Annotated in this window: 12 protein-coding genes; 4 read left to right on the forward strand and 8 right to left on the reverse strand. The window is 60.0% G+C overall.

Going from position 1 to position 13,718, the window contains the following annotated elements; all coding sequences use genetic code 11:
* Window positions 1-7: 7 nt before the first annotated feature.
* From B3I26_RS07630 to B3I26_RS07655, 6 genes are all read right to left on the reverse strand, one after another.
* Window positions 8-1,363 (reverse strand): DUF58 domain-containing protein, encoded by a 1,356-nt coding sequence (locus tag B3I26_RS07630; protein WP_296256659.1) that lies wholly within the window; start codon window positions 1,361-1,363, stop codon window positions 8-10.
* Window positions 1,360-2,451: an AAA family ATPase gene (locus B3I26_RS07635; protein ID WP_409521956.1), complete on the reverse strand. Its 1,092-nt coding sequence runs from the start codon at window positions 2,449-2,451 to the stop codon at window positions 1,360-1,362. Before B3I26_RS07635 ends, B3I26_RS07630 begins: the two co-directional genes overlap by 4 nt.
* 322 nt (window positions 2,452-2,773) lie before the next feature.
* A complete protein-coding gene (locus B3I26_RS07640; RefSeq protein WP_296256664.1) occupies window positions 2,774-3,991 on the reverse strand; it encodes a DUF4350 domain-containing protein in 1,218 nt (405 codons plus the stop codon).
* On the reverse strand, window positions 3,988-5,580 hold the full coding sequence (locus B3I26_RS07645) for a DUF4129 domain-containing protein (protein WP_296256668.1): 1,593 nt from the start codon (window positions 5,578-5,580) through the stop codon (window positions 3,988-3,990). The genes B3I26_RS07640 and B3I26_RS07645 overlap by 4 nt, the downstream gene beginning before the upstream one ends.
* Window positions 5,567-6,547: a stage II sporulation protein M gene (locus tag B3I26_RS07650; RefSeq protein ID WP_296256669.1), complete on the reverse strand. Its 981-nt coding sequence runs from the start codon at window positions 6,545-6,547 to the stop codon at window positions 5,567-5,569. Before B3I26_RS07650 ends, B3I26_RS07645 begins: the two co-directional genes overlap by 14 nt.
* A gap of 13 nt (window positions 6,548-6,560) precedes the next feature.
* Window positions 6,561-7,298, reverse strand: a complete 738-nt coding sequence (locus B3I26_RS07655; RefSeq protein ID WP_296256671.1) for an RDD family protein — start codon at window positions 7,296-7,298, stop codon at window positions 6,561-6,563.
* A 183-nt stretch (window positions 7,299-7,481) separates the two neighbouring features.
* Here B3I26_RS07655 and sbcB point away from each other — a divergent pair, with 183 nt between their 5' ends.
* Window positions 7,482-8,912, forward strand: a complete 1,431-nt coding sequence (gene sbcB, locus B3I26_RS07660; protein WP_296256674.1) for an exodeoxyribonuclease I — start codon at window positions 7,482-7,484, stop codon at window positions 8,910-8,912.
* Window positions 8,913-9,015: 103 nt separating this feature from the next.
* Here sbcB and mvaT read toward each other — a convergent pair whose 3' ends face one another.
* Window positions 9,016-9,396 carry a histone-like nucleoid-structuring protein MvaT gene (mvaT, locus tag B3I26_RS07665; RefSeq protein WP_296256675.1) on the reverse strand — a complete coding sequence of 127 codons (381 nt, stop codon included), beginning with the start codon at window positions 9,394-9,396 and terminating at the stop codon, window positions 9,016-9,018.
* Between the two features lie 348 nt (window positions 9,397-9,744).
* Between mvaT and purU the strand changes: the two genes are divergently transcribed.
* Both purU and B3I26_RS07675 read left to right on the forward strand, forming a co-directional pair.
* Window positions 9,745-10,596, forward strand: a complete 852-nt coding sequence (gene purU / locus B3I26_RS07670; protein ID WP_296256676.1) for a formyltetrahydrofolate deformylase — start codon at window positions 9,745-9,747, stop codon at window positions 10,594-10,596.
* Between the two features lie 130 nt (window positions 10,597-10,726).
* Window positions 10,727-10,912, forward strand: coding sequence for a hypothetical protein (locus B3I26_RS07675; RefSeq protein WP_296256677.1), 186 nt, complete (start codon window positions 10,727-10,729; stop codon window positions 10,910-10,912).
* Here B3I26_RS07675 and B3I26_RS07680 read toward each other — a convergent pair.
* Window positions 10,889-11,884, reverse strand: a complete 996-nt coding sequence (locus B3I26_RS07680; protein ID WP_296256678.1) for a lysylphosphatidylglycerol synthase transmembrane domain-containing protein — start codon at window positions 11,882-11,884, stop codon at window positions 10,889-10,891. The two genes, B3I26_RS07675 and B3I26_RS07680, sit on opposite strands and share 24 nt — an antisense overlap.
* A gap of 289 nt (window positions 11,885-12,173) precedes the next feature.
* Between B3I26_RS07680 and B3I26_RS07685 the strand changes: the two genes are divergently transcribed.
* Window positions 12,174-13,664 (forward strand): helicase HerA-like domain-containing protein, encoded by a 1,491-nt coding sequence (locus B3I26_RS07685; RefSeq protein ID WP_296256679.1) that lies wholly within the window; start codon window positions 12,174-12,176, stop codon window positions 13,662-13,664.
* Window positions 13,665-13,718: the final 54 nt, after the last annotated feature.

Here is a 13,718-nt window from a genome sequence, read left to right on the forward strand (position 1 = left end):
ACCTTGATCACAAGGTGCCTGCTTTCTTCCAACTCAGGTATCGGCTGACCAGTTGAGGTCCCAGGTCAGCAGGTCGCACATCCAGCACGGGTATGCCGTGGGCAATCAACCGCTCATGCAAGCTTGCGCGCGCGTTGAGAAACGCTACGGTTCCACAATAGTCCAGCGCCTGTTGCCAGGTCTGCACCGGCCCTTGGCGCATCTTGTCCAGCACGTCCTCGCGCAAGCTGGCGACCAGCACTCTATGGCGACGGCTCAGCTGTTTAACGGCGCCGAGCAGGTCTTCATCGTCTTCATCGCGAAGGTTGGTAACCAACACCACCAGGGCCCTGCGCTTCTGCCTGTTCAGTACCTGACGGATCGCTGCACTGTAGTCGGCCGGCCGTTGCGAGCTATTGAGGTCGTACACCCGGTTAAGCAGCACATTAAGCTGGCCGGCGCCTTTGACGGGCGCAAGGTGACGATCCTGTTCGGCAGCAAATGTCGATATCCCGACCGCATCGCCTTGTCGCAGTGCCACGTAACCGAGCAGCAAGCAGGCATTGAGCGCGTGATCAAAGTGGGTCAGCTCACCATCCTGACTGCGCATCCTTCGCCCGCAATCGAGGACGAAGACGATCTGCTGGTCTTGTTCGTCCTGATACTCCCTGGCAATCGGTGTGCGCTGCCGAGCGGTGGCTTTCCAGTCGATCTGTCGCAAGCTGTCGCCTTCGCGGAATTCACGCAGCTGGTTGAATTCCAGACCCAGGCCGCGTCGCGGGTGTTGACGAACGCCGATCTGACGCAGCCAGCTATCAACGACCAGTAATTGCCCGTTGTGCAGTCTGGCGAAGTCCGGGTACACCCTCGCCGAATCAGGTACCTGCAAGTAGCGCCGCGACAGCCATAATCGCAGCGGGCTGCGTATCTGGATTTCGATGCGCTCGAAAATGAAATGCCCGCGGCTGGTGGGACGCAGGCGATAGGTCAGTCGCGCCTTGCGATGGGGTCGCAGGGTCATAGGTTGCGGCAGGTGTTCGATCTCGCAACGATTGCCCGCACCTTGGGGACCGTGGTCGAACAGCGTCAGCGATACGCTGCGCCGGACGTGGTGCTCAAGCTCGATGCGCACCTCGCTCCAGCGTCCCAGTGCCAGACTGCCGGGTACGTGGCGTTGCACGCGAGGCGAGGGCAGGCGCCACAGCCAGAATGCGTCCAGCAGGCTCAAGGCGCCGATCGCGCAGAGCAGCGCCCAGAAGAGGTCGTCGAGTTTGTCGACCGGCCCGCGCTCCAATGCCTGAAGCACCCCCACCAGCAAGGCGACGCCTGCCAGTGCGGCCAGCCACCAGAGCAGCCGCGTCGAAGGCTTGAGCAGTTGCGTCATTGGCGCGGCGCCGGAACCTGATCGAGCAACTGCCTAAGCACCTGGTCAACCGACAGACCTTCGATATCCAGTTCCGGCGAGAGCCTGACCCGATGGCGTAACACCGCCAGTGCGCAACCTTTGATGTCGTCGGGAATCACGAACCCGCCACCGCGCAGCAGCGCCCGGGCACGCCCGCCGCGCACCAGGGCGATCGAGGCACGAGGGCCGGCGCCCAACGTGAGTCCTGGCCAGGTGCGAGTAGCGCGTGCCAGGCGCACGGCGTAATCGAGCACCTGTTCATCCACCGACAGGTCGCTGGCGATGCGCTGCAACGCCTGAACATCCTTGGCTTGCATCAGCGTGCGCAGTGGTTGCACGTCGAGCATATCCGAACGAGTGGAACGGGTGACCTGACGCACCATCTCCAGCTCTTGCTCAGCCTGGGGGTAATCCATGCGCAGTTTGAGCATGAAGCGGTCCAGCTCAGCCTCGGGCAGGGGGTAGGTGCCTTCCTGCTCGATCGGGTTCTGGGTCGCCAGCACCATGAACGGTTGTGGGACTGGCAGGGCGCGGCCTTCGAGTGTGACCTGGCGCTCCTGCATCGCTTCCAGCAAGGCGGCTTGGGTCTTGGCCGGCGCGCGGTTGATCTCGTCGGCCAGCAGCAGATGGGTGAACAGCGGGCCCTTGCGCAACTTGAACTGCTCGCTTTGCAGGTCGTAGACGGCATGACCGGTGACATCGCTCGGCATCAGGTCGGGAGTGAACTGGATGCGCGCGAAATCACCGCCGAAGCACCGAGCCAGGGCGCGCACCAGCAACGTTTTGCCGAGTCCGGGCACCCCTTCAAGCAGCACATGTCCGCCACCGATCAACGCTGTCAACACATCGTCGATTACCGCGTCCTGGCCGATCACTGCCTTTTGCAGCTCGTGACGCACTGCCTGGACAAGATGGATGGCGCGCTGGCGTTGCTGAGCCGGATGGCTGGCGGGCGCTGTTTGGGCTTCGCCGCCTTTGGACTCGGCCTGATCCCCAGGGTCGGGCTGTGCAGGGTGCTGCAGATCATGGTCTGCACGGTTCGGCTGCGGGGGTGGGTGATCGCTCATGCGTTGCGAAGCCTCGCTAGCGGTTAAATTCGTTTTATCATCCATAAGTCAATGGCTTGCCTAATTTAACTGTTTCTTGATTTTGTCAGCGTGCTAAGCGCGCGGTTAGAAAGTTGCGGTGCCGCGAGAAATCCAGCTGTCCAGACACCTTGCCAGGGCCAGTTCGAGCAGCTTGCGGTCGTTCATCCCAGGTATGGGCGATATGATCGTCCAAGCATCTCATGGAGCGGATGATAGGTGGTTTCCCGACAGAGGAAGTGGCCATCAGGGCGAAAGTCGATGGGAAGCTTCATCGCGATACTGCGCTATCAAAGCGTCCAGATCATAGGGCATTCCTGATCGTTTGCAGGTAGGCAACCTGACGGGTGAATTCGGTACTGGAGAGACGCTTTTCAAGACGCGGTCGCAACGCCTGCCCGATGCGGCTGGTCGGTTCGCGGGTGATGCGCGCCAGTATTTGCCACTGTTCGGTGACCGGTAGCGCTTCAAACCCGGGGTGACGCTGTCGGGCTCGCCGCAAAATGTCCCGTTGCAGCAAGCGCAGCAAGGCGTGTTGACCACCGCGGCGGAGCATGAAGTCCGCACTGGCGCGCAGGTGCTCGGCTAGCTGGCGGCGAGCAAGGGACGGTTCCGGTTGCAGCGGCCCGTTTCGCACGCCGTGGTGCCAAAGCCCGGCAGCGATACACAGTGCCAGCGCCAGCAAGGCCTGGGGAAAATACTTCCACAGCAGGCTGAGCAAGTCGTCGTGGTTCGTACGCAGCACAAGCGTCACCGCGCTGTCCTGACTTAGGTACCACAGCAGCCAGGCGTTGTCGTACTTGCCGATAGCGCGGGTTTTCCACAAATCGGCGTCGGTAATCACCGTGATCAGTCCATTTCCATAGACCATCTGCAACATGTGCGTGGCATCGGCGCTGTTGGCCCATGACTGCGCATGATCCTGCGGATCATCCAGGTGAAAGTCCGGGTCGAAGCTTATGTACGCCGGATCGGTCTCGTTCTGCACGTACAGTCGGGTCAGTTCCGGCCAAGGAGGCTGGGGTGCGTCGATATCCGGCGTGCTCAAGGGAATCACTGGCTTGATCTGCGCGCGTTCACGGCGTCGGTCCTGTTCGCGCAAGTCGCCGGTCATGAACTGACGTAGCTGCAACTGATCGAGCAACAGATCGCCGCTGCGTCCTTTGTCCTCATCCCATAATCGTTCGGCGACGAACAGCAGCCGGCCCCCACCATGGGCCCAGTTCAGCAGGCGCTTCACCTCGGCTGGGGTCATCTTTTCTCGGTTATCCAGCAGCATCAGGGTCTGCGCTTGCTGTCGGGTATCGGGCAGCGTGCCGAGTGCTTGAGTGACCTCGACCGATACGCCGCGTTGGCGAAGGAACGTTTCGGCCGCCAGATAGGGATCGGCGCGCACCGCTGGCGAAGGCCCTTGGTCAACCACCTCCTGATAATGCTCCAGGCGCTTGAGCCAGGGTACGCTGGCGCCCCCTATCCCGATGAGTACCAGCGCCACCAGCATGACCCATAGGCGGCGGCTCATGTCGTGCGTCCGTTGGTGAACAGTTGCCGCCAGCGTTCACACAGGGTTTTCTGCACATCGCGAGTAGGCATTTGATGACCGTAAGCCAGGTTCAGCCAGTGGCCGGTGAGTTCCTGGCTGTAGTCGTGCAAAGACGGTTGATCGAGTGCTGCAACGCGCGCCAGTACCTGACCTTCGGTATCGGCGTTTTTCAGCGGCAGTTGGTAATCGGTGAGCAAGCGATTGAGCAAGGCGCGGTACAGCAGGCTTAGCGCCTCTCGTGGCGATTGCGCCCAGAGCGTTTCTGCGGCGCTGGCGACATCGTCCGGCAGGCTCTCGGTATCCACCTGCAGGCCGAACAGTTGCCGGGGAGCAGTCAGCCGGACGCTTGATTCAGGCTTGCCCTGATTGACGAACGTGCCGAACCAGGCCCGGTAGCGCCAAAGGATCCACGCTGCGGCCAGGGCAATGCAGGTCCAGAGCAGCGCTTGGAAAACGGTAGACAACGTATTGCCGGCATAGAGCAAGCCCGTGACCAGTCTGGCGAGCCAGTGAGGTGTATCGCCGGTCCCTGCGCCGTGCTTGCGATCAGGCAGACGCCATCCGGATACCGACTTCGGATTTTTGAACGGCGGACTGTTCAACACTGCCTTGATTGCGTTTTGCGAGGCCTCGCTGGTCAGGGGCTGACTCAGCAGCCTGGGCGTATCGGGAGCTGCGAGTTGATCCTCGGTTTGCGGCAGGTCCAGCGGCGGCAGGGGGCAGCTGTAACTTGGCTCGTCGACGGTGTCCTGCGCCATCGTGCTGGACGGCAGAAAACCAAAGCCAATGCAGGCGGCCAGTAACAGGGCGTAAGCACTGCCGACCACCCGCTGCCGCAAGCGGCGGAACGCCAGCTCGATGTCCCAGCCTTCCAAAGTCGTACGGCGGTTAAGGTACAGCGCGAACCCGCAGGACACGTAGATCGGCCCCCATACGATCAGGATCAGCGCATAGAAAGCGTTGGTCAGATGCTCGAGCCATTTCCAGCCGCCTTCGATCTCCAGCAGGCTGCGCCATGACCAGTCCAGCTCGACCTGCTGTGGAATGAACGCGTAAAACAGCAGCACCAGGCCGATCCAGAAACACATCTCCAATGTGCTCCCCATCGAGGTCAGGCCGCGCGCTACCCATGGGTTCTTTTGACCCAGCAAGGCGATGCGTTGCGCTTGCGGTATGCCGTCCAGGCCTTCCAGTTGCTGAACAGGCAGGTTGAAGCTGCGACTGAGGCTGAACCGGCGCCAGGTCAGGCTGGCGAGCAATTGCGGCCTTAGCGCGCCGGGCCAGGCCTTCAGCGCCTGGCCGAGCGAAGGAGGCGCGCCGAACAGCGCCTTGGACAGAATCAGCAAAGACAGTCTTTCGTAGGCCGGTTTTAGCCACCAGAATACAAGCACGACCACGGAGGGATGATCCCAAAGCGCCGTAGTAAGCAGCGCGAAGATAGGCAGCGTGACGATCGCCCAACTGGTCATCAACAGGCCTCGGTGCTGGCGCGCGAGCAAAACGCCGAGGTCAACCGCCTCCCAGGGATTGCGCGGGCGGATCGCCACGCAGGCTTCAGTCAGGCGCATGGGCGGTGCGTCCGGCGAAGATCAGGTAAGCGGCGACCGATGCCCACAAAGCGGCGCCTACCAGATATTTGGTAGTGGCGTGGGGCCAGGTCATGGATGACCAATAGGCCTCTATAAAGGCCGCGATCAGTAGCAACAGCATCACCCCACCCATCAACCGCACGCTGGTCTTGGCCGCGACCCGCAACGCCTCGCCGCGACGTAGCGAGCCAGGGGCCAGCAATGCCCAGCCAAGCTTCAGGCCGGCGGCCCCAGCCAGGGCAATGGCAGTCAGCTCGAAGGCGCCGTGGCCGACCACGAAAGGCCAGAAGGTTTCGCCAAAGCCAACGTCGCTCAGATGGCCTGCTACCGCGCCGATCATCAGACCGTTGAACAACAGAAAAAACAGGCTGCCCAGCCCCAGCAGCAGCCCGCTGGCGAAGGTCTGAAAGGCGATGCCGACGTTGTGCATGATGTAATAGCCGAACATGAGCCAGTCGGTGCTCGACGCCCGCTCCGCCGCCTGACCGATGCGCCTGGCGGCGGGGTCGTACATGCTTTCCATCTCAGCCACCTGAGCGGGGCTGACAATGCTGTAGATCAGGTCTGGATAGCCGTAGACCAATAGCCCCATGACGATCAGGCTGCCGAAGAACAACGCGCCAGCAAGCGCCACCAGTCGCCATTCGGCGCGCACCAGCCGAGGAAAATCCGCCAGCACGAAGCCCAGCAGCTGCGCTACGAACTGGCTGCGATGGCGATACAGCTGTTGATGACCGCGCATTGCCAGTTGCTGCAGTGGCTCGACCAGATAGCTGCTGTAACCTCGCTCCTGGGCCAACGCCAGGTGCTGACAGATCTGTCGATAGTGCTCGGCAAAACCGGCGCCCGCCTCGGTCTTGCGTCGACTACGCTCCAGTGCCTCCAAGCGCTCGGCGAATCGTTGCCATGACTCTTGATGCCGCTGCTCGAACTGGCTCTGCTTCATATCGTTCGCCGCTTCATGCTGAACCTGCCAGCCCACGGGCGATCCCGTTCAAATGGTCCACTGCGTGTTCGGCGGGCATGTGCGTTGGCATCTGTAGTGGGGCGATGAGGATCCCCGCCAGTTCCTGGGCCCGCGCCGGAGCAAGCGCTTCCTGGCGCTCGGCGAATGACAACACGGCGCGCTGCTCTTCGATTGTCAGCACCAGAGGCGCGACGACGCCAGGCACCTGCGGCAGCACGGGACGCGGCATGGGGGTATCGCGATAGATCACTAGCGTGCCAGCGGCCAGATCTCCCAGGCGCTTGAATAATGGATGCTGTAAACACGCGAACGCGCCCACGGTATAGCCAAAAGGCAGCATGTCGACGAAACGCAGCAGATTGCGCAGCAACGACGCTGACCAGCCCACCGGCGTACCGTCGTCATGGACCACGCGCAACCCCAGGATCTGCTTGCCGGGCGTGCGGCCCTGGTGCAGCACTTCGAACAACACCATGTACCACCAGTTGACGAGAAACAGTGCCAGCACAAAAAGCCCGGTGCCGAACTCGCCCAAGGCCTTGAGCAGGAAAAACAGCGCGATCAGCATGGCGCCGCGAATCAGCAGATCAATGGTAAATGCCAGCGACCGCGATAACAGCCCTGCCGGGCGCAACACCAGATCGATACCTTCCGGGGTTTCCATGCGGATACGGGTGTCCAGCGGGGCAGGCTGCGCAGTGTTCCTTGGCCAAGCTTGCGAGAAGGACATTGTCGGGAGGGGTACGCCAGAAAATAAAGCCTGATGCTAGCCAGCGCAGCAGTGCTAAGCAACCGGATGATGGGCAAGGGTGATGCAGGAAACGTCTTTAAACAGTTTCAGACCAGACCCCGGCGCGCGGGGCGCAGCGCCCCATCTGGTAGACTGCGCCGGTCTTTTGTTCAGGATCAGCCTGTGACTTCCAGCATCTTCTGGTACGACTACGAAACCACCGGGATCAATCCGCGAAACGATCGGCCGCTGCAGGTGGCCGGGATTCGCACCGACGATCAGCTCAACGAGATCGCCGATCCCGTCAATCTGTATTGCCAACCCAGCGATGACATCCTGCCGCATCCCGCGGCGTGTCTGGTGACCGGCATCACCCCTGCGCGGCTGGCGGAAAAAGGCCTGTGCGAAGCAGATTTCATGACCCGCGTGCACTCCGAGCTGTCAACGCCCGGCACCTGTGGCGCTGGCTACAACACGCTGCGATTCGATGACGAAATGACCCGCTACAGCCTTTACCGCAACTTTTTCGACCCCTACGGACGAGAGTGGCAGGGCGGCAACAGTCGCTGGGATCTGATCGATGTCGTACGTACCGCCTACGCGCTGCGCCCTGAAGGCATCGTCTGGCCTGAAGAAGATGGCCGCGTGACGCTCAAGCTCGAACGGCTGACAGCAGCCAATGGCATTGAGCATGGCCAGGCGCACGATGCGCTTTCCGATGTTCGTGCAACCATTGCACTGGGTCGGCTGGTGCGCGATAAACAACCCAAGCTCTACGACTATCTTTTTCAGCTGCGCAATAAACACAAGGTCCAGGAGCAGATTCGTCTACTGCAGCCGCTGGTGCATATATCTGGACGCTTTTCTGCAGCGCGTCGTTATTTGAGTGTGGTATTACCGCTGGCCTGGCATCCGACCAACCGCAATGCGCTGATTGTGTGTGACCTGTTTCATGACCACAGCCCTTTGCTGGACGACGACGCCCAGACGTTACGCCAACGTTTATATACCCGGCGCGAGGATTTGCTGGACGGGCAATTGCCGGTTCCACTCAAACTACTGCACATAAATAAATGTCCGGTAGTCGCGCCGTTGAGCGTGTTGCGCGAGCAAGATCTTCAGCGCCTGCAGTTGGATCTGCCGGTCTACAAAGAGCGCGTGATGCGTATGAATGAAGGGCAGGCGATCTGGCAGCAAAAGTTGAAAGAGGTTTATACCCAGGATGAATTCGCCGCCAGCAAAGACCCTGAACAGCAGTTGTATGATGGATTTATCAACGATCGCGATCGCCGTCTTTGTGAACAGGTGCGAATGGCCGAGCCGCGACAGTTAGCCAGCCAGGTGTGGCCATTCGATGACCCACGTCTTCCTGAACTGTTGTTTCGTTATCGCGCGCGTAACTTTGCCGAAACCCTGAGTGTGACCGAACAACAGCGCTGGTTGAGTTTCTGCCAACAGCGCCTGACAGACCCGCACGCAGGGGCGCCGAACACCCTCAGCGCCTTTACCAAGGCGTTGATAGCGCTGTCGCTGACTGCAACCCCTGAGCAGCTCAAAGTGCTCTCCCAATGGCAGGATTATTCTCTGCAATTGCAGCAACGGCTAGGATTATAAGAGCGATAGTCCAGCATCTGGAATCAATAAAAAACGCCAGCGGTTGCTGGCGTTTTTCTGAGTCGCACATCACTGTACAACGGCTGTAGCAATACCTGAGCTATTAGCCCAGCAGGGTCGCCCAGCTTTCCACGTCGTCACCGCCCCACTTGGCTTTCCACTCTTTCAACGTCTTGTGGTTGCCACCTTTGGTTTCGATGATTTCACCGTTATGCGGGTTCTTGTACTGCTTGACCTTGCGCGCGCGCTTGGTACCGGTAGTTTTGACTGCAGCACCACCGCGTGGAGCCTTCAGTTTGGAATCTGGATCCAGCAGCGCGATGATGTCGCGCAGGGATTTCTGGTATTCACCCATCAGCGTGCGCAGTTTGCCTTCAAACTCAAGTTCCTTTTGCAGTTTGTCGTCTTGTTGCAGGTTTTGCAGACGGGCTTGCAGTTCTTTGATGGCTTCTTCTGTAGCGCGGTATTCGTTGATCAGGGACATGAGGGATACCTGTGTCGTAATGGGCAGGGCGTAGTGCCGCAATAATAGTCAGAGTGTCCGCCCAAGTAAACATTTAAGCAGTGTTTTATGCGTCTCATTTTGAAATAGCGACGGACATGCGCAGTCCCTCAAACAAGTTTCTTATCAGCGGCGCATACAAATATCGCGTCTATTTAGTACGTTTATTGGCGGCCTGTTTCACCAGGCTGAGCAGCGCGGCGCCGTTAGGCGATGCCGTCATCGGAGCGGCATTTTCCCCCGTCCCTGAAATCAGTGTGCGCCGGGTACTGCACAGTTGCCGGGTAATCGCTAGAATAGCCGCCTTTGCGAAGTTCTGGAGTTCCCCCCATGCGCACTTTTCGTCTGGTGATTGCTTGCCCGGACCGTGTCGGCATCGTTGCCAAAGTCAGTAACTTTCTGGCGTCTTACAACGGCTGGATTACCGAAGCGAGTCATCACTCTGACAACCTCAGCGGCTGGTTTTTCATGCGCCATGAAATGCGCGCCGACACCTTGCCTTTTGATCTGGACGGTTTTCGCGCAGCGTTCGCGCCCATTGCCGAAGAGTTCTCGATGGATTGGCGCATAACTGATTCCGATCAAAAGAAGCGCGTCGTGCTCATGGCCAGTCGTGAGTCGCATTGCCTGGCGGATCTATTGCATCGCTGGCACAGCGATGAGCTGGATTGCGAGATCGCCTGCGTGATTTCCAATCACCAGGACCTGCGCAACATGGTCGAGTGGCACAACATTCCTTACTATCATGTTCCGGTGGACCCTTCTAACAAGGAGCCGGCATTTGCCGAGGTGTCGCGTCTGGTCAAACAGCATGAAGCCGACGTCGTGGTGCTGGCGCGCTACATGCAGATTCTGCCGCCGCAGTTGTGCCGCGAATATGCGCATCAGGTCATCAACATCCACCACAGCTTCCTGCCATCTTTCGTTGGCGCCAAGCCGTATCACCAGGCATCGTTGCGCGGTGTCAAACTGATCGGTGCAACGTGTCACTACGTGACCGAAGAGCTGGATGCCGGTCCGATCATCGAGCAGGACGTGGTGCGCGTCAGTCATCGCGACAGCATCGAGAACATGGTGCGCTTCGGCCGTGACGTCGAGAAGATGGTCCTGGCCCGCGGTTTGCGTGCGCACCTGGAAGATCGGGTGCTGGTGCACGATAACAAGACGGTAGTGTTTGACTAAGCGTCGAGCCTGGGCACTGCTCGTAGCAATCCGGCTGGTCGGCGGTAGCGATTTGAAAGAAGCCATCGCCAGCCGGGATGCCCCAGGTCACTGGAAGTAGAACCTGCCTGCAGGCACCGAGGTTTTGATCATGAGCAATCCATTGGACAAGGCCACTTCCAAAGCCCCGCCGACCCTCGGCGAGGGGTGCCTGAGTCGCTACGATCCCGACGCCTTGTCGCCCGACGATGGCACCGAGTTTGAGGGTGCGTCGCAGTTGTGGGAGCAGGTCAAGCCCGTCGATGAAGATGCGTCAAGCGGTCTTGATTCGCAGTAGCTTGATCAGCAGCGGCTTGCCCACCATCAGCAGAAACACCGGGCCGCCGGCCACCAGGTAGAAGTAGTACGTCACGATTCGCCAGATCAGAATCGCCGCAGCTGCGGTCGATTTACCCACCATCGGCGCCAGCAGGGCCGCCGACGTCAGTTCGGCTGCGCCCGCGCCACCGGGCGACAGACTGAACTGTCCGGCGCTCAGCGACAGCATCTGCACCAAAAACGTCCAGGCCCAGTCAATGTCCACGCCCAGCCCCAGCAGCGCCAGGTACAGCACGCTGTAGCGCAGACTCCAATGGACGCAGGTCAGCGCAAACACCTTGAGCAGGGTTCGATGGGGCATTTTCCAGGTTTCAGCCAGGGCATCGCGAAAGTGCAACAGCTTGCGTGCCCAACGGATTTGCGTGCTGTGCTTGCGGTTCAAGCGTTTGAGCAGCCTGCCATTGAACAGGATGATTCGGCGGTGATAGCGCGCGAATCCTGCGCAACTGCATAGCCCGGCGCCGATGAGCAGGGCGCTGGCGATAAGCATCCACTCCAGATTTTCACTGAGTTTATGAAACACTGCATAAATCAGGATGCCGATCAACGCGAGTAAAAAAAACATCAGGTCATTGAGCTGGTCGGTAGCGAAGGCCGCAGTGCTTTTCGCCGGTCCAATGCCGCAACGGGACAACAGAGCCACCAGGGTCAAAGGTGCGCCGCCGCCACCGGGCGTTGCGCTGTAGGCAAACTCGGTCGCCATGACCACTCCCAGACTCTTGCACATGCCTAGCCCGCTGGCGCTTTCCCCCAAGAGCAAGCGCAGGCGCATGGTGTTTGCGCACCAGCCCACCAGCACCATGCCGAACATGGCCAGAAACAGCGGCAGCGGGAAATTGCGCAGGCGATGCAACATATCCATGCCGCCCATGAACAGCGGGATCAACAGGGCGAGCAGCAGCACAATTGCCAGCCATACGAGTCGCTTCACACATCAGCCTTTGTGATCAGCAGGTAGCGACCGGGCGTGCGAGTGGTGCGAATAAGTGTGTAAACGGAGACGATAGGCACCTTGGTTGGGTCCTTCAATTTTTTCGTCCTCGATTGACCACCCTCAACAAGGGATGTTCGATCTCGAACAGTGATCAGCGGGCCAACGTAGCCATGGCATGGGGTAGAGTGAAGGGGCCGACCCGGGTTGGCAATATTCGATGCAGGCAGTGATGGGTTTATCGCCTTGGTCTTCCTGCGAACAACCCATGCGATCTGTAGGTGAACACATGTCGGATTCTCAACAAATTCTTATAGGTGCGGGCCTCGAGGGCGAACCGGTTGGTCAGGCATTGCGGATGACCAATCGGCACGGCCTGATTGCAGGCGCGACGGGTACCGGCAAGACCGTGACCCTGCAGCACCTGGCGGAGATGTTCAGTGATGCCGGCGTCGCGGTGTTCGCGGCGGACGTCAAGGGCGATCTCTGCGGTCTCGGCGCGGCCGGCAATCCCCAAGGCAAGATCGCCGAACGCATTGCCGGCATGCCTTGGTTGAATTACAAACCAAAGGCTTATCCGGTCACGTTGTGGGACGTGAATGGGAGGACGGGACATCCGCTGCGCACGACCTTGTCGGAAATGGGGCCGCTGTTGCTGGGAAGTCTGCTTGAGCTGACTGACAGCCAACAGTCGGCGCTGTATGCCGCGTTCAAGGTCGCTGACCGGGAGGGGCTACTGCTGCTGGATATCAAGGACCTCAAGGCGCTGCTCAACTACCTGCGCGAAAACCCGCAGGTGCTGGGCGAGGACAGTGCGCTCATGACCACCGGTTCCAGTCAGGCCCTGCTTCGGCGCCTGGCCGTGCTGGAACAGCAGGGCGCCGAAGCCTTGTTTGGCGAGCCTGCGTTGCAATTGGAGGATATTCTGCAGCCGGCAAATGATGGGCGTGGACGTGTTCATTTGCTCGATGCCAGTCGCTTGGTGCATGAGGCGCCGAAGGTCTATGCGACATTCCTGCTGTGGCTACTGGCGGAGTTGTTCGAACACCTGCCGGAGCGCGGGGACGCCGATAAGCCGCTACTCGCGCTGTTTTTTGACGAGGCGCACCTGCTTTTCTCGGATACGCCCAAGGCGTTGCGCGATCGTCTTGAACAAGTCGTGCGGCTGATCCGTTCAAAGGGTGTGGGCGTGTATTTCGTCACGCAGTCGCCTGGGGACCTGCCAGACAGCATCCTGGCCCAGTTAGGGCTGCGAATTCAGCATGGTTTGCGAGCATTCACCAGCACGGAGCAGAAATCACTGAAAGCTGTGGCGGATGGTTTTAGACCCAATCCCGAATTCGATGCACTGGCTGCATTGACCGGGTTGGGCATCGGCGAGGCGTTAGTCGGCACCTTGCAGGACAAAGGCACGCCTGAGAGGGTCAAGCGGGTGTTGGTGGCGCCTGCGCAGTCGAGGATCGGACCATTGACCGAAGCCGAGCGAGCAACATTGATTGCTCAGTCGCCATTGGCCGGGCGCTATGACAAACCGATTGATCGTGAGTCAGCCTACGAAATGCTCCTCGCGCGCAAGGGCGCAGCCCTTGATGCTGCGCCAGCTGGTGCTGCCGAAGACAGACCGCAGGGCGGTTTCGCGGATATGGCCGGCGGATTGCTGGGCGGCCTTGCCGGGCAGGCGGTCAAAAGTGCGGTGCGTCAGGCGGCAAATCAGCTCGGACGTGAGCTGGTGCGCGGGTTGATGGGATCGTTGTTGGGCAAGAACAAGAAGCGGCGTTGAGGTGCCGCGCCTGCGCTAATAACCAACAGAAAGCCGCTGCCACTACCTCGCGCC

The sequence above is a fragment of the Pseudomonas sp. UBA5706 genome (genome assembly GCF_002419965.1).
In the GTDB taxonomy this organism is placed as follows: Bacteria; Pseudomonadota; Gammaproteobacteria; order Pseudomonadales; family Pseudomonadaceae; genus Aquipseudomonas.